The 26,393-nt window shown below is 71.8% G+C and carries 19 protein-coding genes and 2 pseudogenes; 9 read left to right on the top strand and 12 right to left on the bottom strand.

Annotation, left to right across the window (positions count from 1 at the left end):
- Positions 1-30 precede the first annotated feature (30 nt).
- The 4 genes and pseudogenes from G5C51_RS02565 to G5C51_RS02550 all read left to right on the top strand — a co-directional run bounded on the left by G5C51_RS02565 (position 31) and on the right by G5C51_RS02550 (position 2,584).
- The gene (locus G5C51_RS02565) at positions 31-828 is read left to right on the top strand and encodes a protein kinase family protein (RefSeq protein WP_206313334.1); all 798 of its coding nucleotides are present in this window, start codon (positions 31-33) and stop codon (positions 826-828) included.
- Between the two features lie 121 nt (positions 829-949).
- Positions 950-1,384: an OsmC family protein gene (locus G5C51_RS02560; RefSeq protein ID WP_165230825.1), complete on the top strand. Its 435-nt coding sequence runs from the start codon at positions 950-952 to the stop codon at positions 1,382-1,384.
- Positions 1,385-1,499: 115 nt separating this feature from the next.
- Positions 1,500-2,057: pseudogene (locus G5C51_RS02555) on the top strand (flavodoxin family protein); the annotation flags it as partial.
- Between the two features lie 92 nt (positions 2,058-2,149).
- A complete protein-coding gene (locus G5C51_RS02550; protein ID WP_165230819.1) occupies positions 2,150-2,584 on the top strand; it encodes a gas vesicle structural protein GvpA in 435 nt (144 codons plus the stop codon).
- A 98-nt stretch (positions 2,585-2,682) separates the two neighbouring features.
- Here G5C51_RS02550 and G5C51_RS02545 read toward each other — a convergent pair.
- A pseudogene (locus G5C51_RS02545) lies at positions 2,683-3,156 on the bottom strand (DJ-1/PfpI family protein); the annotation flags it as partial.
- Between the two features lie 366 nt (positions 3,157-3,522).
- On the opposite strand from G5C51_RS02545, the gene G5C51_RS42475 reads away from it, so the two are divergent.
- Both G5C51_RS42475 and G5C51_RS02535 read left to right on the top strand, forming a co-directional pair.
- Positions 3,523-4,272, top strand: coding sequence for a TrbL/VirB6 family protein (locus G5C51_RS42475; RefSeq protein WP_206313333.1), 750 nt, complete (start codon positions 3,523-3,525; stop codon positions 4,270-4,272).
- A gap of 66 nt (positions 4,273-4,338) precedes the next feature.
- Positions 4,339-4,527 carry a hypothetical protein gene (locus G5C51_RS02535; protein ID WP_165230813.1) on the top strand — a complete coding sequence of 63 codons (189 nt, stop codon included), beginning with the start codon at positions 4,339-4,341 and terminating at the stop codon, positions 4,525-4,527.
- Positions 4,528-4,845: 318 nt separating this feature from the next.
- Here the strand turns inward: G5C51_RS02535 and G5C51_RS02530 are convergent, their stop codons facing one another.
- From G5C51_RS02530 to G5C51_RS02510, 5 genes are all read right to left on the bottom strand, one after another.
- On the bottom strand, positions 4,846-5,223 hold the full coding sequence (locus tag G5C51_RS02530) for a hypothetical protein (protein WP_338117985.1): 378 nt from the start codon (positions 5,221-5,223) through the stop codon (positions 4,846-4,848).
- A 1,010-nt stretch (positions 5,224-6,233) separates the two neighbouring features.
- The gene (locus G5C51_RS02525; protein ID WP_165230810.1) at positions 6,234-6,872 is read right to left on the bottom strand and encodes a response regulator; all 639 of its coding nucleotides are present in this window, start codon (positions 6,870-6,872) and stop codon (positions 6,234-6,236) included.
- Positions 6,865-8,160 (bottom strand): sensor histidine kinase, encoded by a 1,296-nt coding sequence (locus G5C51_RS02520; RefSeq protein ID WP_165230807.1) that lies wholly within the window; start codon positions 8,158-8,160, stop codon positions 6,865-6,867. The genes G5C51_RS02525 and G5C51_RS02520 overlap by 8 nt, the downstream gene beginning before the upstream one ends.
- A gap of 7 nt (positions 8,161-8,167) precedes the next feature.
- Positions 8,168-8,944 carry an ABC transporter permease gene (locus G5C51_RS02515; RefSeq protein ID WP_165230804.1) on the bottom strand — a complete coding sequence of 259 codons (777 nt, stop codon included), beginning with the start codon at positions 8,942-8,944 and terminating at the stop codon, positions 8,168-8,170.
- Positions 8,941-9,843, bottom strand: coding sequence for an ABC transporter ATP-binding protein (locus G5C51_RS02510; protein WP_165230801.1), 903 nt, complete (start codon positions 9,841-9,843; stop codon positions 8,941-8,943). Before G5C51_RS02510 ends, G5C51_RS02515 begins: the two co-directional genes overlap by 4 nt.
- A gap of 376 nt (positions 9,844-10,219) precedes the next feature.
- Between G5C51_RS02510 and G5C51_RS02505 the strand changes: the two genes are divergently transcribed.
- On the top strand, positions 10,220-10,606 hold the full coding sequence (locus G5C51_RS02505) for a putative antibiotic biosynthesis monooxygenase (protein WP_206313332.1): 387 nt from the start codon (positions 10,220-10,222) through the stop codon (positions 10,604-10,606).
- 28 nt (positions 10,607-10,634) lie between these two features.
- Here the strand turns inward: G5C51_RS02505 and G5C51_RS02500 are convergent, their stop codons facing one another.
- From G5C51_RS02500 to G5C51_RS02485, 4 genes are read right to left on the bottom strand one after another with little or no spacing between them, the layout of a single operon-like run.
- Entirely contained in the window at positions 10,635-13,439 is a 2,805-nt protein-coding gene (locus G5C51_RS02500; protein WP_338117984.1) for a family 78 glycoside hydrolase catalytic domain, read from the bottom strand.
- A gap of 16 nt (positions 13,440-13,455) precedes the next feature.
- On the bottom strand, positions 13,456-14,376 hold the full coding sequence (locus tag G5C51_RS02495; protein WP_165230792.1) for an AEC family transporter: 921 nt from the start codon (positions 14,374-14,376) through the stop codon (positions 13,456-13,458).
- Between the two features lie 18 nt (positions 14,377-14,394).
- Positions 14,395-15,357 (bottom strand): aldo/keto reductase, encoded by a 963-nt coding sequence (locus G5C51_RS02490; RefSeq protein WP_165230790.1) that lies wholly within the window; start codon positions 15,355-15,357, stop codon positions 14,395-14,397.
- Positions 15,358-15,417: 60 nt separating this feature from the next.
- Positions 15,418-16,908: an alpha-L-fucosidase gene (locus G5C51_RS02485; protein WP_165230787.1), complete on the bottom strand. Its 1,491-nt coding sequence runs from the start codon at positions 16,906-16,908 to the stop codon at positions 15,418-15,420.
- A gap of 61 nt (positions 16,909-16,969) precedes the next feature.
- On the opposite strand from G5C51_RS02485, the gene G5C51_RS02480 reads away from it, so the two are divergent.
- A complete protein-coding gene (locus G5C51_RS02480; RefSeq protein WP_165230784.1) occupies positions 16,970-19,063 on the top strand; it encodes a beta-galactosidase in 2,094 nt (697 codons plus the stop codon).
- A 26-nt stretch (positions 19,064-19,089) separates the two neighbouring features.
- Here the strand turns inward: G5C51_RS02480 and G5C51_RS02475 are convergent, their stop codons facing one another.
- Entirely contained in the window at positions 19,090-22,011 is a 2,922-nt protein-coding gene (locus tag G5C51_RS02475) for a glycoside hydrolase family 2 TIM barrel-domain containing protein (protein ID WP_240929335.1), read from the bottom strand.
- Positions 22,012-22,069: 58 nt separating this feature from the next.
- Here G5C51_RS02475 and G5C51_RS02470 point away from each other — a divergent pair, with 58 nt between their 5' ends.
- Positions 22,070-23,905 (top strand): beta-L-arabinofuranosidase domain-containing protein, encoded by a 1,836-nt coding sequence (locus tag G5C51_RS02470; protein WP_165230781.1) that lies wholly within the window; start codon positions 22,070-22,072, stop codon positions 23,903-23,905.
- Here the strand turns inward: G5C51_RS02470 and G5C51_RS02465 are convergent.
- On the bottom strand, positions 23,889-26,393 hold a 2,505-nt coding region (locus G5C51_RS02465; RefSeq protein ID WP_165230778.1), incomplete at its 5' end, for an alpha-L-rhamnosidase. The genes G5C51_RS02470 and G5C51_RS02465 overlap by 17 nt on opposite strands.

The following is a 26,393-nucleotide window of genomic DNA, read 5'->3' as shown; positions in this document are numbered from 1 at the left end:
CGCACAACACCCAGGAATCCGATCATGTCCATGGCCCGCCAATTGTGGCGCGACCTGCCCCCAGCCGTCCGATACGACGTCGAGCAGCACACCGGCCTGATCTTGAAGGCCGTGTCGGCGTCCGCGGGTGTGAACTCCGGTATCGCGACCACCCTCCACACGGCCACCGAGGTCTACTTCGCCAAAGGCGTCCCGGCCGACCATCCACAGATCCGCACCCAGCAGCGCGAGGCGGACATCAACCCGCATCTGCCCGCTGCTTGCCCTCGTCTGCTCTGGCACGTGCAGTCCGGCGGCTGGGATCTCCTCATCTACGATCATCTCGACGGCCGGCATGCCGACTACCGCCCCGGCTCCCCCGACCTGTCACTCGTCGCGCAGGCGATCGACGAACTCCAGCAGACCCCGTGCCCGGAAAAGACAGGGAAGCGCGCGGAGCAACGATGGGCCTCGTACCTCACCCCGGCAGAGGCCGGACAGCTCGCGGGCGACTCCTTGCTGCACACCGACCTTGCCCCGCACAACGTCCTGATCACGGACCAGGCGCACCTCATCGACTGGGCCTGGCCCACCCGCGGCGCCGCCTGGATCGACCCCGCGGTGCTCATCCTCCGCCTCATGGAAGCCGGCCACACCGCCGCCGAAGCGGACGCCTGGTGCCACCGCTTCCCCTCCTGGGCCGGCGCCCCTCACGCAGCAGTCGCCGCCTTCGCCAAGGCCAACGCGCACCTATGGGACGAGATCGCCCGCAACGCTCCCGTCACCTGGATGAAGAACATGGCCCACCACGCCGACGAGTGGGCCACCTACCAGCATCAGAACGGCTGATGGCCGGGCCTCGGCAGCTACCTCACACAGGGGCGCCGACCGACGGAACCTGACGCTGATACCGGCCCGGTCGGGCGCCGGCTACGGGCAGCTCCGGTGACCCGACACTACGGTCGTTGGCATGACAGCCAACTCCCTGCGCTCCGTGACCGTCGAGCGGACCGGCCCCGGCGAGTTCACCGCAACCAACGCCCGCGGAGGCACGCTCACCTTCGCCACCGGCACCGGACCCGGCTTCACCCCGGTCGAGCTCTTCCTCGCCGCGATCGGCGGCTGCACCGCGGCCGACGTGGACGTCGCCACCAGCCGCCATACGGAGCCCGTCGAATTCACCGTCACGGTGACCGGCAACAAGACCGACGACGATCTCGGCAACCGGATGACGGACCTTGAGATCACCTTCTCCGTCCAATTCCCCGACGGGGAATCCGGCGACCGCGCCCGGGCAATCCTGCCCAGGGCGGTCAAGACCTCCCACGACCGCCTCTGCACCGTCAGCCGCACCGTCGAGACGGGCACCCCGGTCACCGCGACCGTCTCCCCCGCCACCCGCTAGACCTTCGCGTCGGCGACGGGGTCTTCCGCGTACCAGAAGGTCTCGGGCAAAGCCGGGCTCGACTCGGTGATTCTCTCCTGAAGCGGGGGGCCCGGCAGCCAAGGGGTTCACGACCTCGAACACCGAGGCCCTCGCCGCCACCGTGATCAAGGCGCTCACCGACTATGGGGTGGAGACCGATGTCGTACGCGCCGTCGGCCTGACGCTCAAGCCCGGGGTCGAGACCGACATGGGTGCGGGCGACGACTGGCCGCAGGTGCACGAAAAGCTGCTGGCTTCGCAGATTCTGATCATCGCCTCCCCCACCTGGCTGGGCCGCCCGTCCTCGGTGGCGCAGCGGGTCCTGGAAGGCATCAACGCCATGATGAGCGAGACCGACGACGAGGAACGCCCCGTCGCCTACAACAGGGTGGCCGGCGTCCTGGTCACCGGCAACGAGGACGGCGCCCATCACGTGATCAGCGAGATCTCCGGCGCCCTCGGCGACGTCGGCTTCACCGTCCCGGGTCAGGCATGGACGTACTGGCATCTCGGCCCCGGGCCCGGCCCCGACTACCTCGACGACGACCGCGGCCACGACTGGTCGGCGTCGACCGGGCGGGCGATGGCGGCCAACCTCGTCCACACGGCGCGGGCGCTGGCGTCGATGCCGATTCCAGCTCCGCCGTCCTGAGCCGGGGCGCCGCGCTACCCCCGCCGGGACCGGCTTCATCTGCCCTGCCGCGGGCACTCGGGCAGCGCCTGACATGCACCAGGAGGGGTCGCATGACCGTAGTGCCTGCCCAGCAAGGCAGCGGAGGCAGCAGCAGTAGCCTCTACGACGTCCTAGAGCTCATCCTCGATCGCGGATTGGTGATCGACGCCTTCATCCGCGTCTCCGTCGTGGGGATCGAGCTGCTGAAGATCGACATCCGCATTGTGGTCGCGAGCGTCGACACGTATCTCCGCTTCGCGGAGGCGGTCGGGCGCCTGGACCTGGAGGCCGGACCGAAGAAGCCGGCCGGGCTGCCTGAACTGCCCGGCAAGATGACCGAGTCCGGTGCGCGCGGCAAGACCAAGGGCGCTTTGTCCGGCGCCGCGCAGACCCTCGCCGACGCCTTCCAACAGGCCCGCGACGAAGGGCAGCGGGCAACAGCCGACGAATCCGACCGGCCTCGCGCGAAGCGCGCAGCCGGGCGGCGTAATCCGGAAGATGAGTGAGCTCCAGGCGCTGCGACCGGTGTGGCCGTCGAGCGGTGCTCCGGAGGAGGGAAGCGGCGGAAGCGGCCGGAACACCCGGTGCCGCCCCGGCCCTTCTCTCACTCGCCGGCGAGGGCCCGGTGGATCGCGCCGATGAAGTCGTCGAGGCCCTTCGGCGTACGGGAGGTCACCAGGGTGTAGCCGCCTTCGGTGTCGCTCACCACGGGTTCGTCCACCCAGGACTTGGCTCCCGCATTGCGGATGTCGGTCCGCAGCGACGCGTAGGACGTGAGCGTCTTGTCCTTCAGGACATCCGCCTCGACCAGCGCCCAGGGACCGTGGCAGATCGCCGCGATGGGACGCCCCGAAGCCGCGAAGGCCTTCACCATGCCGATCGCGTGGTTATCCAGTCGAAGACTGTCGGCGTTGAGCGTGCCGCCGGGGAGCAGCAGAAGTTCGTAGTCGGTGCCGTTTACCGTATCGAAGGTGGCATCAGGCTGTACGGTCTGGCCGGGATCCTTGTCACTTACCAGGGTGTGAATGGGATCCATCGAGGCGGCAGCGATAGTGAAGTCCGCGCCGTCCTCGCGCAGCCGTGTGTTGCGCCTTTCTGTTCTGCGTGTGGTTCGCGAAATTCACCCTTTCCCTATCCAGTGGGTGTTGCCTCGAGCGGAAAGGTCAGGTATCGATCGGATGGGCGAGCCGGTGTGCGCCGGCATTAGCTGCGCCGGCTACGGAATAAGGGCCTACGACGTTTGGCTCGAGCGGCGGCGGGTGCCCCCAGCGGCCGAGGCCCAGAACGCCGATTCCGCGACGCCAGCGGCTACGGGAGCGGAGGGCCTCCTCACTCTTCTCCCCAGGACGGCCATGCCTCTGCCTTACCCCTGTTGCCGGCGCTGGCGGCGTCCGTAATTCTTGGATGAGAACTGGAAGGATCCATTCCGCCGGAGGGCGGCATCATGGGCCAGGAAGCCACGCCACCCCGGGCCGACCGGGGAACGACCGACGCACAGGCGGAGCCGGACGTCCTGCTCGACGTTCCGAAGCTGCAAGTGGACGAGATCGACCTGGAAGTCGAGGACCTGCGAGCGCGGGTCTCGCTGCGCACCGAGGTCCTGGATGTGCTGCGCCTGAACGTGGGCGCCGACGTCGCGCTCGGCCGGGTGAAACTGACGATCAAGGGCGTGGAGGCCGAGGCACACCTCAAGGTGCGGCTCGACAACGTCGCCCGGATCGTCGAGCGGGTGCTGGATACCGTCGACCGCAATCCGGAGATCCTCACGAGTCTGACCCGCGGGGTCGAGGACACCCTGGAGGGGGTGGGCACTGGCACCGAGGATGCGCTGCGTGCGGTCGGCAGCGGCGCCGGGAACGCGGTTGAGCAAGTAAGCGACGGTGCGGGAGATGCGGTGCGGCACGTCGGGCGCGGGGCTGGGGATGCCACGACCGCCCTCGGTACGGCCGGCAAGACCGCGGCCGGCGTTACCGGCGCCCTGAGCGGATTGCGCGAACGCGCCAAAGGAGCACTACGCGACCGCTCCCCGGGCGTGGGCGAGCGTCTTTCCGGGATCTTCAACCGTGGCCGGGACGGCTCGCGCTCGCACCGCGAGGCCGGTGGACGCGCCCGGAGGCGACGCGGGGACGGGCGGGACGTGCCGCCCGACAAGCGGCGAAGCGCGCGGCAGACCAGACGCGACCTACCGCCCTGAAGGCCGTCGTCCAGCCCACCACCGGACCCGGACACCGCCGACATTGTCTTCGAAGCGTCCGTCCACATGCGTGAGGTGACGTTCACCGACGTACCGGAGGTGGATGTCCGCTTCCTCCACGGACCCTCTCACCACTCCGGCGCACAGAGCACCCGCGCGCACCTCCCCCACCGGGTGGCGCCGGGTGAGACATATACCGACGCAAAGGTGGACTACGTGCTGTCGACCCGGCTGCAGCCGGGAACCACCCAGTGACCCGAAGGCGAGAAGAGCGGCGCGCGTAGTCGACTCAACCCCAGGTCTTGGTTCGTCCCCTGCGGGGCTTCGGTGGTATGGATCTACCGCCGCCGACTCTTGCCCAGCGTGAGTACTACGTTGACCTGGCCACTTCTGGCCCTGCTCTTGCCGGTCCTGATCGTGCGGGCCTTGTCCTGGCGCAGCCGACGCCGCGACGACGCAGGGTGCTGGCGGATGACATAGGAGGAGTACGCGTTGTCCGCCAGCACCCGAACGGGATCCCCCGAACCGAAGCGGCTTGTGGTTCGAGCCGAGGAACGCTATCGGCGATCCACCTCAGCAGGTGAAACGGCGGCTTTCACTCTCGTAGACGCCCAGTTGGCTGTCGATGGAGACGACCGTCTTGTAGGTGTAGGTGCCGCTTCCGGTGCACTTGTGCATCAGACCGGCGGATGTGCCCGTCAGCCGGCGCTCGTCCACAACTTCCCAGCCCCACCAGCGGTGCCGCTGCAGCATAGCCAGCCCGTCCCTGCAGTCGCCCTTCTTGCTGACTTTGCCCATGATCTCGTTGAAGCCCTTGTAGGGGGCCGTGATGCCGTAGCACTTCCGGTCCCAGCTTTCCGCGGCAGCCGGGGTGGCGAGAGCGAATGGCACGGCCGCACAGGCCAGGGCGACGACGACGCCCACCTTGCGGGCGGGCTTGAGGATTCTCACTCAGGTCTCTCCTTTGGTACGCAATTGGGCCACCGTCCTGGACGGTCCCCGTTTCTTGCTGCCGCACCGCCCACAGCGCGGCCAGCATGGCTTGGTCACTAGCAAGCAAGATCGTAAACAGCTTGGAGACCGTCCCGACAAGTCCTTGGCGTCGGGGAATCCTGTCGGCGCACGCTGCAGGTCGCGGCCGCGGCCGCCCCGGTGCACGATGGAGTCGCCTCACGCTCCTTCGCCTTGATCGCGTGGAAGATGACCAGCGCGACGACGGATACCGGCAGCGGAAGCGGAAGCGCCCGCCGGCCCGCGGCGGGCTTGGCGGCCTTCTCGACGACCTTGTTCCGCTCCCCGCGCTCGCGGGTGCGTTCGTACACGATCGTGCGGGGTGCTGGGCGGGCGGCCCCGCAGCGCGCCTCGATGCTGCCGGGAGCACCGAGGCGCGCGCACCTTTCAGTCGCCGGTTTTCTTCGGCCCCCGGTAATCCGGGTGCCCGAGATGACCGGGCCGGGCCTGCGGTGTCCAGGTCTTCGATCACGGATGTCGACAACAGCGCGGCAGCGAACTGTGCCGGATCACCCGGGCCGTTGTCGGCTGAGATGATCATGCCGTGGTCGCGGTATACGGCGGACCCGAGGCGGTTGACAACGGCGCCTCGAGGTCGATGACGAGCTCGTACCACACACCTTGATCATCCACGGACGGCTGAAAACTCGGCAATGTACTGGGCGTACTCGTCGCTCAGGGGCACTTCGGTTCGACTCCCTTGGCTGCGAAGCAGCCGATTGATTGTCGCTGGCATTGTCGTGACGCCCCCAGCGCAGACACTGAGAGTGCCGACCGGCGTATCCGTGCAGCCCGCCCAGGATCCGTGTGTACGGAGAAACCGCGGTCTACACGGGGCGGGTGACGAACACGGCCCAGTACAAGTGCCAAGGCTGTGCGTGCTGAGCCACATCACGGCGGCAGCCCCGGGCTGAGGGTCGACGCCTTGCAGGTGCCCGACGCCGACCGCATCAGCCCAGAATCCCGCGGTCGTATCCCACGGCCACCGCGGCTGCCCGGTCCTTGACGCCCAACTTCGTGTACAGGTGGGTCAGATGGGTCTTGACCGTCGCCTCGCTGATGAAGAGTTCCCGGGCGATCTCGCGGTTCGAGGTTCCCTTGGCGACCAGTTCGAGCACCTCGCGTTCGCGGGCCGACAGCGCCCCTGCGGCCGAGGTGGGTTTCCTGACCGCGCCGACGAGGCGGGATGCGACGGCGGGCGACAGGACGGTGCGGCCCTCCGCGGCCGCGCGGACCGCCGCGAAGAGCTCGTCGCGGGGCGCGTCCTTGAGCAGGTAGCCGGTGGCTCCCGACTCGATCGCGGGGATCGTGTCGGCGTCCGTGTCGTACGTGGTGAGGACGAGGATCTTGGCGTGGGAGCCGCGCCGGGTGAGTTCGGCGATGGCCTCGACTCCACTGCCGGCGGGCATCCGCAGGTCCATCAGCACGACGTCCGGGTCGAGGCGCAGGGCGAGAGCGACCGCCTCGACGCCGCCCGCGGCCTCGCCGAGAACGTCGAAGCCGGGATCGGCGGCGAACATGCCGCGCAGACCGTCCCGGACGACCGGGTGGTCGTCGACGATCAGCAGGGTGATGGTCCGCTCAGCCATGGCGCACCAACGGTACGCGGGCGCTGATCGCGGTGCCCTGACCGGGTTCGGACTCGACGGCGACGGTGCCGGCGATGCGTTCGGCGCGGGTACGCATCCCGGCGAGGCCGAAGCCGCCGTTGCTGGTGCGCGGTGCCGCGGTTTGCGGGTCGAAGCCCCGCCCGTCATCGCGTACGTCCAAGGTGACCTCGTCGCCCATGTAGGAGAGGGTGACGCCCGCGCGGGCGGCGCCGGCGTGCCGGGCGGTGTTGGCGAGGGCTTCCTGGGCGATCCGCAGAAGGGTGGTGGCGACCTCGTCGTGCAGCGGCTCCTCGGTGCCGGTGATGGTGAGCCGGGCCGGGACACCGGTGCGCTCGGACCACTCGGCGACGGCCGTCCCCAGCGCCTGGGGCAGTGCGTCGTGCTCCAGGGCCGCCGGAGCCAGGTTCTGTACGGACCGGCGGGCCTCGCCCAGGGAGCGGCGGGCCAGCGCCTGGGCGCGGTCCAGGTGCGCGCGGGCCACGTCTGGAGCCGCTGTGGAGGCGACCACCTGGAGCTGGGCGATGATGCCGGTCAGCCCCTGGGCGATGGTGTCGTGGATCTCGGCGGCGAGGCGGCGGCGCTCGTCGGCGACCCCTGCCTCCCGCGCCTGGAGAACCAGCTGCGCGTGCAGGGCGGCGTTCTCGGCGAGGGCCTTTTCCAGGGCGGCGATGGTCTCGGCGCGCTCCCTGGTCTTCTCGGCCTCCTTGATGCCGAGCTCGTTGAGACCGATGAAGATCGCCGCGTTGAAGACGAACAGCGCACCGAAGGCGAACCACCGCATCAGCGAGTCGGGTGGCAGACCGCCGGACTGCGATCCCGCCATGATGACGGCGGTGATCAACAGCCCGACCCGGGCGGTGCGTGGCGGCAGCAGGTGCCCGGCCTCGAAGCAGCCGAGGCAGGCATAGAGGGCGAAGAAGGGGTTGAGCCAGGTGAGGACGAAGGCAAGGGCGGTGCGGAGCGCGAAATAGACGCCACCTGCGACGGTCCGCTCGGGCAGCAGCGGGGCGCCGGCAGGGTCCTGGGCCGGGGAATCGCGGTCCGCTCCTGCCCCGGCCGCGGCTGCCGCCAGCAACCGCGGAGCGGCCCGGGACCACCACGCCTGCAGGGCCAGTGCGGCGAGGAGCAGGGCCGCCGCCGCGTACATCTCCCGCCGGGTCATCACGAGGGGCGCGGCCACGCCGCCGAGGAGCGTGGCGAGACCCAGCAGAGCGTACGGGCCGTACCGGAAGAACTGCGCCCAGCGCTCCTCGACCGATCTCGTCATGGATGAGCTACTCCCACTTGAACCAGCGCCGGGCCGCGGCGATCAGCAGGACCGACCACAGCGCCGCGACCCCCAGATGCGTCCAGCTGGGCCATTCTCCCGCAGCGGCCTCATCGAGGGCTTGCGCGGCGGCGCCCAGCGGCGTGAGGGTCACGATGCGCTGCAGCACCTCGGGCATGCTCGCGACCGGCAGCCAGACGCCGGCGGTGAACATCCCCGGGAAGAACACGGCCGATCCCACCGCCTGGGTGATCTTGGTGGTGCGGCAGACGGCGGAGATGGTGGCACCGAGCGCCAGGCTGGCCAGCGTGGCGAGCGCGAGCGCCACCACGTACCCGAAGACCTGGCGGGGCAGGGCCACGTCGAACACGAGCCGGCCCACAGCGAGCGCGAGCAGTGCGGAGAGGGCGATGGCGGCGCCATGCAGCGCGATCTGTGCGCCGATGAGGGAGCCCGGCCGCATCGGGGTGGTGGACATCCGGCGCAGGATGCCGCGCTCCCGATAGCCGGTGAGTACGGGCGGCATGGCCTGGAGGCCGGCCACGATCACGGCGAGCAGGATGGCGACGGGGACGTAGTAGTCCACGACGCGCAGTCCGCCCAGGTCGTCCGAGTGTTCCCGGTTGGACGGGATGGCGCCCAGGATGCACAGCAGGATCGTGGGGAAGGCCAAGACCCAGAACAGGGAAGCCGGTTCACGCAGGAGGAGCCGCGCCTCTGTCTTGAGGACCGCGGTGGCGCTGCCTTTGACGGCGGTCGTGCGGGCGGGGATGAGGGTGTTCATGCGTCCGGTCCCGTCAGATTGAGATAGGCGTCGTCCAAGGTGGCCTCGGTGACGCGGAGTTGATGGGCATTGATGCCTCGGCCGGCGAGCAGTGAGAGCACGGCGTGGACGGTCTCGTCGGTGCCGTTGACCACGATTCGGCCGTCCTGGTGAGTTACGGACGCCACCGAGGGCAGGTCCGCCAGCAGCTGGGTCTCCAGCGGTGCGGAGGGCGTGAAGGAGATCGCCGTGCCGTTCGCGGTGCGACCGATCAGCCCGGAGGGAGTGTCAAGAGCGGTGATCCGACCCTTGTCGATCAAGGCGATCCGGTCGCACAGGCGCTGTGCTTCCTCCATGAAGTGCGTGACCAGCAGCACGGTGACGCCGCTGTCGCGGACGTCCTTGATCAGCCCCCAGGTGTCGCGGCGGGCGCGCGGGTCGAGGCCGGTCGTCAGCTCGTCCAGCACGACGATACGGGGCCGGCCGACCAGCGCGAGGGCAATGGACAGGCGCTGCTTCTGGCCGCCGGAGAGCTTCGCGAACCGGGTGCTGAGCTTTTCGGTGAGTTCGAGGCGCTCGGTGAGGGCGCGCCAGTCGGCGGGATCCGGATAGCACGCCGCGTACAGCTCGAGCGCCTCGCGAACGGTGATCTTCGGCTGCAGTTCGCTCTCCTGGAGCTGCGCGCCCAGAATGCGGGTGACGGAGTGACGGTCGACGGCGGGGTCGTACCCGGCGACACGGACGCTGCCGCCGTCGGGACGCCGCAGCCCCTCCACGCACTCGACGGTGGTGGTCTTGCCGGCGCCGTTGGGGCCGAGGATCCCGAAGATCTCTCCCTCCTCGACGTCGAAGGACACGTCGTCGACGGCTCTCTTGTCCCCGTAGTCCTTGCGCAGGTCACTGACTTCGACGATTGCCATGCGTACGAGCGTGCCGCGGCGGGACGTGGGCGGGCATCGTCCTTCGCGCTCGAAGGAGCATCAGCCGATTGGTTGATGGCCGAGTACGACACCACCGCCGCCGTCAGCGGCGGTGGTCCGGACATGATTCGTGTGGGGCAGGAGTGGTTACCCGCACCGGTCAGCGGATGTAGGAGGAATCTGTGATCGGCGAGGCGGTGTGACGGTTGCCGGGAGTGGCGGTGGGCCCGTCACGGTTGCGGTTACCCGGGTGGTGCGTCCTGGGCGGGAGGAGGAGTTTGCGCGGTGGGCCGATGAGGTCGATGCGGCGGCTGCTCGGTTTCCCGGTCATCTCGGTGGGGTTCGGCTGCATGATGCTCAGGGGCTTCATCACCTGGTGTATCAGTTCGAGACGCCCGGGCATCTGCGGGCGTGGGAGGACTCCCAGGTCCGGCACGATCTGCTGCGCCGTGTGGAGCGTATCTCCGAGGAGCGCCGGATCACTGTGCCTGGCATGAATAGCTGGTTCACGGTCACCGGCGGATCGTTCCGGCAGCGCGCTAAGACCTTTCTGCTGACCTGGGCCGCCGCGTACCCCACCCTGCTGGTGCTCTCGCTCAGCATTCAGGCCGTCGCGCCCGGGCTGCCGCGGCCGGTCTCGCTGGCCGCCACCAGTGGGGTGCTTACGGCGCTGCTCACTTGGCTGATCCTGCCGCGGCTGACCCGGCGGACGCGGCCCTGGCTGCTGCGTGGGAGCCGACCGCGGCCGGCCGAGCGGCCATGATGCCGAGGGGGCCGGGGAGCCGGGCGGATCATCGGTCGCTGTCCGGCGGGGGCTCGTTCGTGATCCGTTCATTCAGTTCGGTGGCGGCCCGGTGGCCCTTGCCTGCGAAGATCACGCTGTTCATGAGGGCGGGCAGCCTGTGCAGGGGCACGTTCAGGAAGGGTTCCAGGCGGTGGGCCAGGGCTGTCGCCGGTACCCCGTGTTCGGCGAAGATCCGGACCGCCTCGTCCCAGTGGGCGCGGTCGTCGATCAGTTCCCGGACGGTGGTCACCCTTGAGCGTTCCCGCGCATCAGGGTCGTCGGTCGCCCAGCGGCTCGTGCCGTGGCTTACGGACTCGGGCGAGTGTTCTCCGCCGGGGAGGTACACCGAGGCGCTGGCTCCCGGTGGCACCACCACCTCCAGGTGGAAGCGGCCATCGGCGCGTCGCCAGCTCACCGATGCCTCGCCGTACGGCGTCAGGTGGCGGGCCGAGGCGTGTGTGAGGGTCCCGGGCGGCTGTGGGCGCACCGTGATCCGCCGGTATCCGGGCTCGGCGGGGGCGAGGCCCGCCACCGTCCGGTGCATCCAGTCGGCGACGGCGCCCAGCGCGTAGTGGTTGAACGACGTCATCTGGCCAGGGTTCACCGTGCCGTCGGGCAGCATGCTGTCCCAGCGTTCCCAGACTGAGGTGGCGCCCATGGTCACGGGGTAGAGCCAGGACGGGCAGGTCTTGGACAGCAGCAGCCGGTGGGCGAGTTCGGGGTGGCCGGCGTTCGTCAGCGCGTCGGTCATCAGTGGGGTGCCGACGAAGCCGGTGGCGATGTGGAAGCCGTTCGTACGGACCAGGTCGGCCAGGCGGTCGCCGGCAGCCGTACGCTGCCCGGCCGTCGGCAGCAGATCCCATTCCAACGCTATGGCGTAGGCGGTGGGTGAGTCGCCCAGGATGCGGCCGGCCTCGGTGACGAAGGCGCGGGTGAAGGCCTGCCGGGTGCGGTTGGCCAGCGTCGCGTACGTGGCCGCGTCCTCGGTGCGGCTGAGCACCCGGGCGGTGCGGGCGACGAGGTCCGCGCAGCGGGCCAGGCATGCGGTGGCGACGACGTCCGGGGGCGTACGGGCGGCGAAGGGGTCGTCCGGCGGGGCCGCCGGGTCGAGCCAGTCGCCGAACTGGAAGCCCTCCGCCCAGACTCCGCCGGTAGTCAGCGAGGCCGCCTTGTCGACCCACGCACGCGCACTCGCGTACTGCCGCTCCAGCACCCCTACGTCGCCGTATCGCTCGTGGAGCACCCACGGCACCACCGCGGCCGCGTCTCCCCAGGCCGCTGCGGCGGGCACTTCGGTGCCGAGGACGTCCGGGATCACCCACGGGACCGCGCCGTCGGCGTGCTGGTCGGCCGTCAGGTCGCGCAGCCAGTTGGACAGGAAGCCGGCGGTGTCGAAGAGGAAGGCGGCGGTCGGCGCGAAGATCTGGATGTCGCCGGTCCAGCCCATCCGCTCGTCGCGCTGGGGGCAATCCGTCGGTACGTCGAGGAAGTTGCCCAGCGTGCTTCGGACGACGTTCTCGTGGAATTGCGTCAGCTCAGGGTCGGAGCACGAGAACCAGCCGGTCCGCCGCAGTTCGCTCCCGGTCACCACTGCCTGCAGATCCTCGGGGCGGAGCCCGGTCATCCCGGTGATCTCGGCGTAGCGGAAGCCGTGGAAGGTGAAGGACGGCTCCAGGATCAACTCGTCGGCCTCGGTGAGGAGATACGAGTCGGTGGCATCGGCCGTCCGCAGCGGTCTCGTGCACAGCTCCCCGTCCTCCAGGACTTCGGCGTGCCGGACCGTGACCTCCTGCCCGCCCGTGGCGCCGCGCACGCGCAGCCGCACCCAGCCCACCACGTTCTGCCCGAAGTCGACGAGGGTGCGCCCGGACGGGGACTGCAGGACCTCGACCGCGGGCAGCACCTCGGTGACGCGGACGGGCGGGCCGACCGGGGCGACCAGCCGGTCCAGGGGCGCTTCCCGGGTGGACAGCACCTCCACCTTGCCGGTCGCCGCGCCGGGCGCGTGCCGCAGATCGGTGCGCTGCCCGTTGTACAAGTCGTCGGCGAGGATCGCCGAGTCCCGGGCCCGCCAGTCCTCGTCGGTGCCGATCACGTCGACTGTCCCGTCGCGGTAGCGGATCTCCAACTGCGCGAGCAGGGCCAGGCGGTCGCCGTAGTGGGCCCTAGCGCCCCACCAGCCGAGATAGCCGCGGTACCAGCCGTTTCCGAGCACCGCGGCGAGCGTGTTCTCGCCCTCGCGCAGCAGTCCGGTCACGTCGTACGTCTGGTAGCGGAGGCGGTGTCGGTAGCTGGTCCACCCGGGCGCGAGTACCTGGTCACCGATCCGGCTGGCGTTCAGGGAGGCGGTGTACAGGCCGTGGGCGGTGGCGTAGAGGCGGGCGGAGGCCACGCCGGGGCGCACCGTGAAGGTGCGGAGGAGTTCGGGGGCCGGGGCGTCCAGAGCGCCGTGGTCCCGTGGGGTGATGAAGCGGGCGGTCCAGTCCTCGGGCCGCAGCAGCCCCGTCTCCGCGGTGGCGGGGTCGCTCCAGTCGCTCCACTGTCCGCCGCACGCCACGCGGATCCGGACCCTCACACGGGTGCGTGAGCCCAGCGGCTCGAACGGCCACGGGACGAGCACCTGCGCCTCGGACGCGACCCGCTCGACCGTGTCCCCGTCCCGCTCGATCTCGTACGCCGTCTGCCGCCAGCCGGGGTCGTCCGTACCCACCTGCCAGGACAAACGCGGCTCCGAGACGCCTAAGACCTCGTCCACGTACTCGAATCGGACGCCCACCACGCTGGTGTTCGCTGCTTCATGCTTCGGACTCACGGGAACAGACCTCATTTCATCCGAGAAGGGTCGCCACAACCACCAGAACCGGCGCAGACACGAGCGTGGAAAGGAGCACGGCGTCGCGCGCGAAGCGCTCCGCGACGCGGTAGTGGGCGGCGTACGTGTAGATGTTCTGCGCCGCCGGCAAGGCCGAGGTGACGACGACATCCCGCAGGGCCGTGCCGCCGAGGTGGAAGACCCCGGTGGCCAGGGCCCAGACGATGAGCGGCTGGGCGATGGTCTTGAGCGTGGTGGCCAGCAGGACGGCGGGGCCGTCGCGGCCGCGGCCGGGCACGCCGCTTCCGTAGAGGGAGATGCCGAAGGCCAGCAGCACCGCCGGTACGGCCATGTTCCCGATGAGGACCACGGGTTCCAGCACGGGGCCGGGGACCGTCCATCCGGTCGCCGCCACGGCGACGCCGGTCAGTGCGCCGATCGTCACCGGATTGCGCACCGGTGCCGTGAGGCGGCGGAGCAGCGAGACCCGGTCGCCCTCCCGCGTCAGGTCCAGCACCGCCAGGGCGATGGGCGCGGCGATGAGTTGCTGGAAGAGCATCACCGGGGCGATGAGCGAGGCGTCGCCGAGGACGTAGGCGGCGATCGGGATGCCGAGGTTTCCCGCGTTCACGTAGGCGGAGCACAGCGCGCCCACCGTCGTGTAACCGATGCTCCAGCTCCGTATCGCCGCGACCGCGATGAAGAGCGCCGCCGCGGCGGCGGTGCCGATCGCGGTGATCAGCAGGCGCCCGGAAAGGATCATGGACAGTTCCGCGTCCAGCAGCGTGCTGAACAGCAGGGCCGGGGTGGCCACGTTGAAGGCCAGCCGGGTCAGGACGGCGGCTCCGTCGGGTCCCAGGTGGCCGCGGCGGCCGAGGACGTAGCCGACCGCGATCACCGTGGCGAGCACGGCGAAGCCGGTGAGGACTCCTTGCATGTCCGTTCCCGCCGGGGGTCAGGCACTCGGCTCCCCGGCGGGCAGCGGTATGTCCGGGGGCAGCAGGCCCTCGTCGGCGAGGGCTCGCCACAGCGCCTCCGGGATGGGGTGCGCGAAGTACGTGGCGTTCGACCGCACTTCCTCGGCGGTGCGTGCCCCTACCACTTCGGCGGCCACCGCCGGATGGCCGAAGCCGAAGCGCAGCGCGGCCGCCTGGAGCGGGACGTCGAACGCCGCGCACACCCGGTCCAGTTCGCGGGCCCGGGCGACCAGGGCGGGCGGGGCCTCCCGGTAGTCGTAGCTGGCGCCGGGACGGGGGTCGGCCAGCAGGCCGCTGTTGTAGACGCCGCCGAGGACGACCGCCGTGCCGCGCCGCTCGCACAGCGGCAGCAGCGTGTCGTGCGCGCTGGTGTCCAGGAGCGTGTAGCGGCCGGCGCACAGCACCACGTCGGCGTCGAGGTCCGATACGTAACGGGCCAGCGCCGCTGCGTCGTTCATGCCGAAGCCGATCGCCTTGACCAGCTTCTCGTCGCGCAGCTCGGCGAGCGCCGGGAAGCCGGTCTCGTAGACCTCGCGGGCATGGTGGTCGACGTCGTGCAGCAGCAGGATGTCGAGGCGGTCGGTGCCGAGCCGACGCAGCGAGTCCTCGACGGTGGCGCGGATGCCGTCGCGGCTCAGGTCCCATACACGGGCGCCACCGCCGGTCAGCCGCCGGCCGGCCTTCGTGGAGAGCACGTACGCGTCGCGGTCGCGGCCGGCCAGCGCGCGGCCCAGCCGCTCCTCGGAGACGCCGGCGCCGTAGTGCGGCGCGGTGTCCAGGTAGCCGCAGCCGGCCGCGAGCGCCGCCTCCACCACGGCGGCCGAGCGCTGCTCCGCACCCGGCGCGGCATCGTCGCCGAGCGGGGCGCAGCCGAGCCCGAGCGGCGGGACGTGGACGCCGGTCCGGCCGAGCTCGCGCGGTCCGCTGGGTATGCCTGTCATGCGGGTGTCCTCTCGCCTGCCGGTGATCCACTGCGTACGAGACGATTCGTACCAGCCGGATCACTCGATCCGCAGCACCTGCACATGCTCGGTCGGCGGCGTCTCCGGCAGCTCGACGTGCAGCGCCTCGGGGTGCCGGGTGAAGCGCAAGGGCGTGCCGTCGCCGAGGAGTTCGACCCGGCGCGGTGCGCGGCCGAGCAGGCCGGCGGCGGTGCCGAGGCTGCGGAGGACGGCGGTACGGGCGGGCGGCCAGGCCATGAGGTGGGCGTACACGGTCTCGCCGCGGCAGGTGAAGCGCACGTCCTCCGGCGTGTACGCGATGGTCTTCTCGCGCGCCTTCGCGCCCTCGACGCCGCTCGGGCCCTCGCCGTAGACCCGCCAGGGCCGGGTGTCGAAGACGCCCTCGCCGCAGGCGTCCGTCCAGGCGGACAGGGCGTCGAGGACGGCCGCCGTCTCGTCGTCGATGGTGCCGTCCGGCAGCTGGGGGACGTTGAGCAGCAGGCAGCCGTTCTTGCTGACGGTGTCGATGAGCAGGTGCACGATCTCGCCCGCGGTCTTGTAGCGCTCGCCGTCGCGGTAGTACCAGTCGCCGATGCTCGTGTCGTACTGCCACGGCTCCGGGTCCGTAGCGCCGAGCTGATGCCGCTCGACGTCCAGGAGCACGGCCTGACGGTCGGCCGCGGGCACCGTCTTGATGCTCACCACGCCCTCGGGCGCCGCCGCGTAGTAGTCGGCGAGGTAGGCCAGGCCCTCCCCGCTGGGCGGGTTCGCCGGGCAGACGCTGCCCTCGTCGAAGGGCAGCCGGGAGTCGTCGAGGTAGACCAGCTCCGGCGTGTGCCGATCGGTGACGTCGCGCAGCCGGGCGTAGAAGTTGCCGATGAAATCCGGTGGCGGCGGGTCGCCGGGGCTGCGCGGCGGTCCGTACAGCGCGCGCGGGTCCAGGCCCTCCCACCAGGTGCCGCGGCCGTCCGCTGCGGTGAGGCGGCCGTCGTACGGGACGCCGGCATACGGGCCTTCGGTGTCGGCCGCGTGCGCGGCGTCCAGCCAGCGCCAGGTCCACGATCCGGCGTGCATGCTGATCCCGAAGCGCAGCCCCGCGCCGCGGGCGGCGTCCGCCCAGCGGGCGACGATGTCGGAGCGGGGGCCGATGCTGACGGCGTTCCACGGCTGGTGGGCCGAGTCCCAGAGGTCGAAGTTGTCGCAGTGCGCGGCCATCGAGACGAAGTAGCGCGCGCCGGTGCGCCGGAAGCGGTCCATCAGCGCCTCCGGGTCGAACTTCTCGGCGCGCCACAGCCGGCACAGGTCCTTGTGGCCGAACTCGGTGGGGTGCCCGTACCGCTCCCGGTGCAGGGCGGTCTGGCGGCGGGAGCGCTTCTGCTCGAAGCCCTCGGTGCCGGCGAACGGGCCGTAGAGGTGCCGGGCGTACCAGTCGCCGGCCCGCGCCACCGACTGCGGTCCCCAGTGGGCCCAGATGCCGAGCTTGGCCTCCTGGAACCAGCGCGGGATGCGATGGCGGCGCAGGGAGTCCCAGGCAGGTGCGTACGTATCCATAAATTCCTATCCATTTACGGGGATATTGACCGCGGGCAGCGGCCTCTGCCAGCTTCGGGCGATGCCGACAGTCCGCCTGGGTGCCGCCTATTACGCCGAGTACATGCCGTACGACCGCCTCGAGGCGGACCTCGACCTGATGGCCGAGACGGGCCTGACGCTCATCCGCGTCGGCGAGTCCGTCTGGTCGACGTGGGAGCCCCGGGACGGGGTCTTCGACCTGGACTGGCTGCGGCCGGTGCTCGACGGGGCGCGGGCGCGCGGGATCGGCGTGCTGCTCGGCACCCCGACGTACGCGGTCCCGCCGTGGCTGCAGCGCAAACACCCGGAGCTGGCGGTGCAGTTGCGCGGCGGGCGCCGGGTGGCGTGGGGCGCGCGGCAGGAGGTGGACTTCACCAGTCCGGTCTTCCGCGGCTATGCGGAGCGGGTGGTGCGGCAGGTCGTCGGCCGGTACGCGGACCATCCGGCCGTCATCGGCTACCAGGTGGACAACGAGCCGGGGCTGCATCTGATCCACAATCCGGAGGTGTTCGCCGGCTTCGTGGCCCGGCTCGAGGAGCGCTACGGCAGCGTGGAGGTGCTCAACGCGCGCTGGGGGCTTGCCTATTGGTCGCACCGGATCGGTTCGTGGGACGAACTGTGGCCGCCGGACGGCAACACCACCCCCGCGTACGACCTGGCGTGGCGCCGCTATCAGGCGGACCTGACCACGGAGTTCATCGCGTGGCAGGCCGGACTCGTACGCGAGCTGGCGCGCCCCGGCCAGTACGTCACGACCTGTCTCGCCTACACCCGCCCGGCGGTCGACGACGTGGCGCTCAACCGCGGCCTCGACGTGGCCTCCGCGAACGTCTACTACGCGACCCAGGACGAGCTGGCGCTGCCGGACCCGGGCCGGCGCCACGACGGCGGCTGGTTCGGGCAGGGCGTGGCGCAGCTGTACCAGGCCGCGGACCGCGCCCGCGGCTCGAAGCAGGCGCCGTTCCACGTCACCGAGACGGGCGCCACCTCCATCGGCGGGGCGCACACCAACCACCCGCCGTACGAGGGCCAGTTGCGCCAGGCGGCGTGGGCGCTGGTCGCGCGTGGGGCCCGGCAGGTGGCCTATTGGCACTGGCACACGCTGCACTCCGGGCACGAGACGTACTGGGGCGGGCTGCTCGGCCACTCGCTGCGCCCCGGCCGGGTGCTGCGGGAGGCCGGGCGGATCGCCCGGGAGCTGGCGGCCGCGGACGAGGCGCTGCGCGGGCTGGTGCCGGATGCGGACGTGGCGTTCGTGCGGTCGGCGGAGAGCGACTGGGCCTTCCAGCATCAGCCGCCGCTGGCCCGGCCGGGTGGCGGGTACGAGCCGGACCCGGGCTCGTACACCCGGATCTTCGGGGCCTTCTACCAGGGCTTCTTCGACGCCGGGCGGCAGGCGGCCGTGCTGAACGTGCCGCAGCTGCCGCGGTCGGCGGAGGAGCTGGCGCGGGCCTGGCCGGTGCTGGTGGCGCCGGCGCTGTACGCGGCGGACGACGCCGTGCTGGAACTCCTCGAAGGGTACGCGCGGGCCGGCGGGCACCTGCTGCTCACCTTCCGCACCGGGTACGGCGACGGCGAGGCGCGGGCGCGGGCGGAGGTCGCGCCCGGGCCGCTGCGGGCGGCGGCGGGTCTGCGCTACGAGGAGTACGCCAACCTGCGGGAGCCGGTGCCGGTGCGGCCCGCCGACGGCTCCGGGCTGCGGCTGCCGGCGAGGGCCGAGGCGACGGCGTGGGCGGACGGCCTGATTCCCGAGGGAGCCGAGGCACTGGCCTGGTACGAGCACCCGCACTTCGGCCGCTGGCCGGCCGCTACGACGCATGCCCACGGGGCGGGCCGGGTGACGTATGTGGGAACGCTGCCGGACGCCGCGTTCGCGGCGGCGCTGGCCGAGTTCGTCGCGCCGGGTGCCGGGGTGCGGCAACTGTGGTCCGGCCTGCCGGACTCGATGACCGTAACCTCGGCCCGTAACGCCGCCGGCGAGCGCCTGTGGTTCGCGCACAACTGGAGCTGGACGCCGGCCCGGATCGTGGCGCCGGAGGCGCTCGCGGACGTGCTCACCGGCGAGCGGATCGCGGCAGGCGCCGGGATCGGGCTCGGCGGCTGGGACGTCCGGGTGCTGCGGTCGGAGGGCTGAGCCGCACGCCCGGGTGTCGACGGCGCTCACGGCGCACCGCCGGACGGGAGGGTGCGGAAGACCAGGGTGAACGTCGACTCCGCGGGCGTCAGTCGGTGTTCCGCCAGCGGCCCCGGGCCGCAGGAGGCGCTGCCCAGGCCGTGCTGGGCGTGGTCGAGGTTGACGTACAGCGCGTCCCGTTCCACCAGGTCGGTGGGGTGCCGGGCGGCGTCCAGGTCGGCGCTGGTCCAGCGGCGGGCGGTGAGGCCGAAGTGCGGCTCGCCCTCGATCCGCAGCCCGCACGGGGCGTCGGCGCCGGTCAGTTCGGCCCAGCGCAGCTCGGCGCGGTGGCCGTTCTCCTGCGGGACGACGTAGGGGGTCTGCAGCTCGGCGACGGTGGCCGTGAACAGCCCGACTCTGGCGGCTTCCCTGCTGTCCGGGTACGCCTCCCCCGGGCCCAGCCCGTACCAGCGCACCGCGTCGTACGCCGCGGGCAGCGTCAGCCGGACGCCGAGCCGCGGGAGGCAGAGTCCGTCCCACGGGCCTTCCGGGACGACGCGGAGGGCGAGCCGGAGCGCGCTGCCGGTGGCGGTCCACTTCCAGTGGGCGCGCAGCGCGCGGTCCGTTCCGGCCGGGCCGGTGTGGGTCTCGACCAGGACGCGGGCACCGGTGGCGCGGACGGCGACGGTGCGCGTCTCCATGCGGTCGAGGCCGGCACGGTGCCAGTCCTTGGCGGCGGAGTTGGGGCCCATCCCCCGGTCGTTGTCGGTGGGGGCGCGCCAGATGTCGAGGCGGGGCCCGTCGAGCTCCAGCGGGCCGAGGCGGCGCAGGACGCCGGTGCGGGCGTCGAAGGCCGCGTCTTCCATGAGCACGTCGTGGTCCGTACGGCGCGGACGTCCGGAGAAGGCCGCGGGCTTGGTCCTCGCCGTCCTCGCCCGCACCCGGGCCTGCGTCCACGCCACCTCGTGCCCGGCCGGCGCCCAGGGCTCGTCCGCCGCCAGCACGGCGCGTACGGTCAGCCACACCTCGCCCGCCGCCCGCGCCGGCACCGGGAGTTCAGGGAGCTCGGCCACCGCCTCGCCGCGCGCGGGTACGTCCGGCGCCTTCAGCTCGCCGGAGCCGAGCGCCGTCCCCGCGTCCTCCAGCGTCCACGTGAACCGCAGGTGCGCCAGGTCGCGCAGGTCGTGGCGGTTGGCGATGTGCACCTCGCGCGCCGCCGGGTCGGCGGTGAGGGTCACCGGCTCGTACGCCTTCTTCAGCTCGGCCAGGCCCGGTGACGGGGCCCGGTCGGGGAAGAGCAGGCCGTCGATGCAGAAGGTGCCGCCGTGCGGCTGGTCGCCGAAGTCGCCGCCGTAGCCGAAGTATTCGCGTCCGTCGGCGGTGCGGCGGCGGAAGCCGTGGTCGATCCACTCCCAGACGAAGCCGCCCTGGCAGCGCGGGTGCGCCTCGAAGGCGCGCCGGTACGCGGCCAGGGAGCCGGGTCCGTTGCCCATGGCGTGCGCGTACTCGATGAGCAGGAAGGGCAGCGAGCGCCGTCTGGCCTCCAGCTCCGGGTCGTCGGCGGTCTCCGGCGGGACGACCTCCTCGCGCCGGCCGATGCGCTCGACCTCCGGGACCGGGGCGTACATCAGGCTGTAGAAGTCGGAGTGCCGGTAGCTGCGGTCGCGCTCGTAATGCAGCGGGCGGTCGGGGTCGCGGGTGCGGGTCCAGTCGCCGAGGGCGGCGAAGTTGCTGCCGTGGTGGCTCTCGTTGCCGAGCGACCAGATGACGACGCTGGGGTGGTTCTTGTCCCGCTCGACCATGCGGCGCATGCGGTCGAGGAACATCGGCTCCCAGCGCGGATCGTCGGCCGGATTGCCGCGCCAGTCGGCGAGGATGAAGCCGTGCGTCTCGATGTCGCACTCGTCGACGACCCAGAGGCCGAGCTCGTCGCAGAGGTCGAGGAAGGCGGGGTGCGGCGGGTAGTGCGCGGTGCGTACGGCGTTGATGTTGTGCCGCTTCATCTGCAGCACGTCTTCGCGCATCGTGGCCAGGTCGAGGGCGCGGCCGCGGTCGCAGTCGTGCTCGTGCCGGTTGACGCCGCGGAGCAGCAGGGGGCGGCCGTTGGCGGTGAGCAGGCCGTCCGTGATGGCGACGGTGCGGAAGCCGATGCGCAGCGGGATGCGCTCGCCCGGTGCTTCGAGGAGTCCGTCGTAGAGGCGGGGCAGCTCCGCCGACCACGGCTCGACGCCGCCGATCGACGTCTCCTCTCCTACGGGCAGGCCCTCGATGCCGAGCTCCGGGACGTGCACGTGGGCGGGGGCGTCGGCGTCCACGTGCAGCGTGCCGCGGCCGGTGGCGTGGTCGTAACCGGCGTGGACGAAGAAGTCGGCGACGCCGCCGGCCGGGCGCTCCAGCAGGCTCACCTCGCGGAAGATCCCGGGCAGCCACCACATGTCCTGGTCCTCCAGGTAGCTGCCGGACGACCAGCGGTGGACGCGGACGGCGAGGACGTTGCGGCCGGGGTGCAGCGCCGGGCCGGCGGCGAACTCGGCGGGCAGCCGGCTGCCCTTGGACGTGCCGAGCTCCCGGCCGTTGAGCCATACCCGGAAGCAGGAGTCGACGCCCTCGAAGCGCAGCACGCTGCCGGCCCGCCGCCAGTCGGCGGGCAGCTCGAAGTCGAGGCGGTGGTCGCCGGTGGGGTTGGCGTCCGGGACGTGCGGCGGGTCGATCGGGAACGGGTAGGCGGTGTTGGTGTAGCGGGGGGTGCCGTGGCCGTGCAGCACCCAGTGCGAGGGCACGGGCAGCTCGGTGAAGCCCTCGCCCGGCGGCTCCGGGCCGAGGAAGTTCAGGGGTGCTCCGGTCGCCGTGTCCGAGAGCCGGAACAGCCAGGTCCCGGAGAGGTCGAGCCGGCCCGCGTCCGAGGTGAAGGCGGCGCGGGGCCGGCGGCGCCGGGTGCCGGGGGCGAAGTCCGCGTAATAGGGCAACAACTTATGCCTCCATGCCAGGGTATTGACAGACAAAGGCTGTTACGGGCTGTCTGAAGCGATGCCATCGCTGCCGCCGCTCACCGCGTTCCCGCCCGACCGCGTCCGCCTGCTGCCCGGCCTCGGGCGCATCGACTACACCGAGCTGCCGAACCCGTTCCGGCGCCGCCGAGACCTGGTGCGGCGCTATCTGATGAGCCTGGAGAGCGGGCAGCTGCTGCGCCCGTACGTGCACGAGGCCGCGCTCTTCACGCCCGCCGCCGCGCCCGAACCGGGCCGGCGGTACGGCGGCTGGGAGGGCCTCGACTCGCAGCTGCGCGGCCACTTCCTGGGCCACTGGCTGTCCGCCGCCGCCCGGCTCGTCTCCGCCACCGGCGATGCGGAACTGCGCGCCAAGGCCGAGGGCATCGTGGACCGGCTGGCGGCGCTGCAGCGTGAGAACGGCGGCGAGTGGGTGTTCTCGATCCCGGAGAAGTACCTGCACCGGATCGCGGCCGGGAAGGCGGTGTGGGCGCCGCACTACACCGTGCACAAGACGCTGATGGGGTTGCTCGACGCGTATCGCTACCTGGGGAGCGCGACGGCGCTGGAGACTGTGGTGAATGCCGCCCGCTGGTTTTGCCGCTGGACCGCGGCCTTCTCCCGCGAGCAGCTGGACGACATCCTCGACCACGAGACGGGCGGCATGCTCGAGGTGTGGGCGGACCTGTACGGGATCACCGGCGACGCCGCCCACCTGGAGCTGATGCGGCGCTACGACCGGCCGCGGCTTTTCGAGCCGCTGCTGAAGGGGGAGGATCCGCTCACCAACCGGCATGCCAACACCACCATTCCGGAGGCGCTGGGCGCCGCCCGCGCCTACGAGGTGACCGGCGAGCGGCGCTGGCGGGAGGTGGTGGAGGCGTACTGGCGGTGCGCGGTGACCGACCGCGGGCAGTTCGCCACCGGCGGCCAGACGAGCTTCGAGGTGTGGACGCCGCCGCATGAGTTCGCGGCGCGGCTGGGCCTGAAGACACAGGAGCACTGCTCGGTCCACAACATGCTGCGGCTCGCGGATGTGCTGCTGCGCTGGACCGGCGAGGCGCAGTATGCCGACTACATCGAACTCGGGCTCTACAACGGCCTGCTGGCCCAGCAGCACCCGCGGACCGGCATGGCCGCGTACTACCTGCCGCTGCGCCCTGGCGCGCGGAAGGAGTGGGGCACGGCGACGGAGAGCTTCTGGTGCTGCTACGGCACGATGGTGCAGGCGCATACCTTGCACGACGCCCGGGCCTTTTACGGCTTCGACGGGGGTGTGGCCGTCGGCCAGTACATCCCGTCGGTGCTGACCTGGGACGGGGTGGAGATCACCCAGCGGCCCGACCCCGAGGTGGGTACGCATATCGCGGCGGGCGGCGACCGGGGCGCGACCCGCCGGCCGGAGCGCTGGAGCATCGAGCTGACCGTGCGGGCCGCTGTCCCAGTGGAGTTCGCGCTGGCGCTGCGGGTGCCGGAGTGGGCGGGCGGCCCGGTGGAGCTGACGGTCAACGGCGAGCCGCAGCCGCTCCCGGACGGCTCCGGCTGGGTGACGCTGCGTCGCGAGTGGCGCGACGATGTCGTACGGCTGCGGCTGCCGCGATCGCTGCGCGCCGTGCCGCTGCCGGACCGGCCCGAGGCGGTGGCCTTCCGCGACGGGCCGGTGGTGCTGGCCGGGCTGTGCGAGGAGGAGCGGCGGCTGGTCGGCGACCCCGGGCGGCCGGAGACGGTCCTGGTCCCGGACGAGGAGCGCGACCCGTTCGCCTGGCGCGGCTCGTGGCGGGCCCGCGGCCAGGACCGGGGGCTGCGCTTTGTGCCGCTGCACGAGGTGGAGGACGAGCCGTACGCGGTGTACTTCCCGCTCACGCCGGAGCGGTGAACCGCCGGGTGCCGGGCGCGGCTTCGTGGATGGCGCGGCCGCCGTCAGGCAGCGGCAGCTCGATCCTGGCGGGCGCGCCCGGCGGCACGGTGACGTCGAGGGTGAAGCCGCCGTCCGCGGACCGCTGCCAGCTGCTGCGGACCCGGCCGCGCGGGGTGTCGTACCAGGCGTCGGCATGCGAGAGGTCTCCAACGGGGGTGGGGCGGATGACGATCCGGGCGAAGGCGACCGAGTCGGCGGCCTGGCCGATGCCGGCGAGGGAGCCGTAGAACCACTCCTCGATCGCGCCGAGCATCAGGTGGTTCTGCGAGGAGCCGCGGGTGGGGCCGTCCCAGCGCTCGGTGAGCGCGGTGGCGCCGTGCACCACCTGGTAGCCGTAACTGGGGCTGTCCGTGCGGCTGACGAGGTCGTACACGACGTCGTCCCGGCCGTACGCGGAGAGCACCCGCAGCAGCGAGGGCAGCGCGATCTCGCCGACGGTGACGTGGTCGCCGGCCGCCCGGACGGAGTCGACGAGGTGGGCGAGGACCGCGTCGCGCTCGGCTTCCGGGACGGCGCCGAGGTCGAAGGCGAGGGCGTCGGCGGCCTGGCTGCCAGTGGCGTAGGTGTGTCCGGCCGGGTCGAAGAAGGCGTCGTGGAAGGCGCGGCGGAGGCGCTCGGCCAGGGCGGCGTACGTGCGTTCGCCGTCGGTGTCGCCGAGGACCGCGGCAATACGGGACAGCGCGGCGGCGGCGCGGCCGTAGCCGAAGGTGGCGGTGACCGCCTTCGGGGTGGTCATGTCGAAGGCCATCCAGTCGCCGAGGCCGTGGGTCAGGAGGCCGTCGCCGTCGGCGCGGGAGGCGAGGTGGTCCAGGTAGCGCCGCATGTGGGGGTAGTGGGTGCGCAGCGTGGCGGTGTCGCCGTAGGTGCGGTACAGCTGCCAGGGGGTGAGGATGATGGCGCCGCCCCAGTTGGGGTCGTCGCGGAACTTGTCCTCGAAGACCTTGTATTCGGGCGCGATGCTCGGCACCAGGCCGGTGTCGGTCTGGGCGTCCGCCATGTCGCGTACCAGCTTGCGGAAGTAGGCGGCGACGTCGTAGTTGTTCGCGACGGCGGGGAAGACCAGGTGGGCCTGCTCCAGCCAGCCGAGCTTTTCGCGGTGCGGGCAGTCGGTGAGGAGGCTGTACATGTTCGACTGCACCGCCCGGTCGGTGATCCGGTGCACGGCGGAGAGCAGCTCGTCGGAGCAGGAGAAGCCGCCTGCGGGGTGGTTGGCGGCGCGGAGGACGTGGGCGCGGACGGTGTCGTGGTCGGCGGGGTGGGGCAGGCCTTCGATCTGGACGTAGCGGAAGCCGTGGTAGACGGTCTGCGGCTGCCAGGTCTCGGGGGTGGCGGCGCCTTTGAGGGTGTACGCGTCGTAGCAGGGGCGGCCGGTGAAGCGCTGGTTGACGGTGCCGTCGTCATGGAGCAGCTCGGCGGGGCGGAGGGTGACGGTGGTGTCGGCGGGGCCGGTGACGCGGAGCTCGGGGCGGCCGGCGATGTTGGTGCCGAAGTCGGCGACGTAGATGCCTGGTTGGGGTTGGGTGATGGTGGTCGGGGTGAGCTCGTCGACGGCTTCGACCGGGGGGTGCGCGATCGCTGAGAGCTGCGCGTCGGAGGCTGGTGCGGTGACGACGGGCTGCCAGCCGGTGAGGTCCGCGCCGGGTGCGTCCCAGCCGGGGTGCTCGCGCCGGGCGTCGTGGTCCTCGCCGCCGAACCAGTCGGAGACGGTGACGGGGCCGGGTGCCGTACGCCATTGCTCGTCGGTGCCGATGGTCGTTACGGAGCCGTCGTCGTGCTCGACGCGGAGCAGGGCCAGCAGCCTCGGCAGGCCGTAGTCGACGCGGAGCTTCTGGTAGCGGCCGGGCACGTCGGGGACGTGGGCGAGGCCGCCGGCGAGGAGGCAGCCGAGGGTGTTGGGGCCTGGGGTGAGGGCGTGGGTGACGTCGTAGGTGGTGTAGAGGAGGCGTTTGTCGTAGGCGGTGTTGGCGGGTTCGAGGACGGCGGCTGCGATGGGGCGGCCGTTGAGGGTGGGGACGTAGAGGCCGAGTGCGGTGGCGTAGAGGCGCGCCTTCACTACGGGGCGGGGCAGCTCGAAGTCCCGGGCCAGCAGCGGTAGGGCGCGTTCGGGGTCGTGCGCGTCGGTGGCGGGCGGGGCCCACTCGGGGGCGGTCACCCAGCGGGCACCGGCCCAGTCGGCGGCGGTCGGCAGCCCGGTCTCCCAGGTCGCGGTGGCGCTCCAGGCGGAGGGCTCGCCGTGCTCGTCCCAGACGCGGACCCGCCAGTGGGCGCGCTGGGCGGCGGCGAGGGGCTTGCCGGCGTAGGGCACGGAGGTGCTGTGCGGGGCGGTGACCTGGCCGCTGTCCCAGAGGTCGGGGGTGTTGTGGGTCAGGAGGTCGGGGGTGGTGGCGACCTGGATGCGGTAGGCGTGCTGGGCGTTGGCGGCGGGGCGCCAGGAGAGGTCGGGTGG

This window comes from Streptomyces coryli, assembly GCF_011044975.1.
Classification (GTDB): domain Bacteria; phylum Actinomycetota; class Actinomycetes; order Streptomycetales; family Streptomycetaceae; genus Streptomyces; species Streptomyces coryli.
The sequence above is the reverse complement of the archived record's forward strand: the minus strand, read 5'-3'. Positions and strand labels throughout refer to the sequence as shown.